Origin of the sequence: Clostridioides sp. ZZV14-6150, assembly GCF_020657875.1 — a bacterium.
Classification (GTDB): domain Bacteria; phylum Bacillota; class Clostridia; order Peptostreptococcales; family Peptostreptococcaceae; genus Clostridioides.
This window is the reverse complement of the sequence record NZ_JAGWDA010000043.1, coordinates 1-2,568: the sequence shown is the minus strand read 5'-3', so window position 1 is coordinate 2,568 and position 2,568 is coordinate 1. Positions and strand designations below refer to the sequence as shown.

General features: G+C 27.4%; 2 protein-coding genes. Both read right to left on the bottom strand.

From position 1 onward, the window contains the following. Nucleotides 1–848: 848 nt before the first annotated feature. Nucleotides 849–1,886, bottom strand: coding sequence for an ABC transporter substrate-binding protein (locus KGF41_RS20445; protein WP_227830490.1), 1,038 nt, complete (start codon nt 1,884–1,886; stop codon nt 849–851). A 154-nt stretch (nt 1,887–2,040) separates the two neighbouring features. Next, the coding region (locus tag KGF41_RS20440) for an ATP-binding cassette domain-containing protein (protein WP_227857133.1) at nt 2,041–2,568 on the bottom strand (528 nt) is incomplete at its 5' end.

Genomic DNA, 2,568 nt, shown 5'->3' with positions numbered 1-2,568 from the left:
TGATTGATAAAATTAAACTTTGCGTCATTACAGATATAATACCTGACATAAATAAAACACTCCTTTGAAAATATTTTTATAATTTTAATTATTTGCTAATTTTGTATATAAAAAAACCACATAGTATACACAACTATGTGGTAAAAACACGAATAAGCCACATAGTATAATCTATGTGGCTCTTATATAGTTAAATGAAAACTCTATAAACAATATAGCCTACATAGATACAATCCCAAAGTTTTGCTAGTCTTAAGGGGTCTGTATCTATGTTAAAACGTAGGTACAAACCCTAGAAATAGTGGCTATAGTAATAATAATATTTTTTATTGTTTAATAAAGTATTCATAATTATCTCTCCCTTTTAATATTTTAATTAGTCAGAAAATTATATGTATTCTTGACTTGTTATAAATTATAAATTATACAATAATAAAAGTCAACTGCTAAATTTAATTAAGATACTACATAGTATATACATAGAATTTTTAAAAGAGAATACATCAATTGAAAAAAACGTTATCCTAAACTTGTAAATTAAATGGAATTTTTGTGAAAAAATATTTAATTAAAGGAAAATATGGATTAAGATAGAGCTGTAGCTATTAAAATTTATAAAAAAAAGCTGTCTAAGAAATTTAAATTTCTATTTAGACAGCTCAAATAATGATTAGAAAGTTATACAACTTTCATAATCTGTCGTCAAAATAGACGACTTTTATGGAAAATGAATAACTTTATATGCAATAAATTGCTACAATAAGTACAATTTTCAAAGGGTTAGGGTGGATAAGAGTACTTACTATATAAAGTTTTCATATTACCTACTTTTTTGAATTTACTACATTTTACTCTGCAGATTTTGCATTTTTATCTGACTTTATATACTTTATATTATCTGCTGATAGCTTTTGCATGTCAAGTGCTTTTAGTGTATCTTCATTGATTATTATTTCAGTTTCATCTAACATAGTAACAGGTATATCACCAACAGGTTTACCCTCTAACACTTCAATAGCAAGCTCTCCAGCCTTGTAACCTAGTTTTTCATAGTCTATTCCACAACAAGCTAAAGCACCAGATGATACAGAGCCTTCTTCAGAAGCTATTATAGGTATTTTGTTTTCATTAGCTACTTTAGAAACTATAGGCATAGAAGAAACTATTAAATTATCAGTAGGAACATACAAAACATCTATTTTGCCAACTAAACTAGAAATAGCTTGGTTAACTTCACTTGAAGAACTGATTCCTTTTTCAACAACTTCATAATTATTTTTCTTAGCATAATCATGTAGAGAATCAACTTGTATTTTTGAATTAACTTCACTAGTATTGTATATAACACCTATTTTCTTTGCTTTTGGAGTTAAAGTTTTAACCAATTCTAGTGTTTTATCAATTGAAAGATAATCTGATGTACCTGAAACATTTCCACCTGGTTTTTCAAGAGATTTAACTAATCCAGCCTCTACAGGGTCTGTAACAGCAGTCATGATTATAGGTATATCTTTAGTAGCATTATAAGCTGCTTGAGCTGAAGGTGTAGATATAGCATATATCAAATCTTTTTTATCAGATACAAATTTACTTGCGATACTTTGTGTAGTAGGCATATCATTTTGAGCATTTTGGAAGTCTATTTTTATATTATCTCCATCCTTATAACCTTTATCTTCTAGTGCCTTTATGAATCCCTGTTTTGCCTTATCTAAAGATGGATGTTCTACTAATTGAGTGATTCCTATATTTTTTATTTCTTTATTGTCTGTTTTTTCTTTGTCTTTTGAAGTATCAGAACCTCCATTTTGAGAACATCCAGTGAGCATTGATACTCCTAGTACTCCTGCTACAATTAAACTTACTATTCTTTTTTTATTAATCATTTTTATATCCCCCTCAAAAATTTTGTTATTATATATGTTCATATATTCATATGAATTGTTGTAGTATTGCTAAAAATATTATGATATTAAAAATATTTTATAAATAAACCAATTTGTAAATAAACTAAGATTAAATTATTGTGATAGCTATTTTTTAAACAGCATATTCAAATTTTTCTAAGATTTCTTCTATAGTCAATTTTTCTTTTTCTCTATCATTTACATCTAAGACAACTTCACCTTTATGAAGCATTATTAATCTATCTCCATATTGAAGTGCATGCTTTAAGTTGTGAGTTACCATAAGAGTAGTTATATTTTTTTCTCTTACAATTTTATCAGTTAATTCAATTACTTCATTTGATGTCTTTGGGTCAAGTGCCGCTGTATGTTCATCTAATAATAGAACCTTAGGGCTTGCTAAACTAGACATAATTAGTGAAAGTGATTGTCTTTGACCTCCTGAAAGATACTGTACTTTGATATCTAGGTATTTTTTTAAATCTAGAGAAATTCCTTCAAATAAGTGCTCCAAGTCATTTGTTTTATGACGAAGACATCTCTTTAAATTTAGCAATTTCCCCTTATTAAGAGCAAGAGATAAATTTTCTCTAACTGTCATAGAAGGACAAGTTCCTAAACTTGGGTCTTGAAAAACTCTACTTACTATTTGAGTTCTTCT

What these genes read in the sequence shown, in the direction of transcription:
- KGF41_RS20445 (WP_227830490.1), bottom strand. Translation starts at nt 1,886, where the DNA reads ATGATTAATAAAAAAAGAATAGTAAGTTTAATTGTAGCAGGAGTACTA.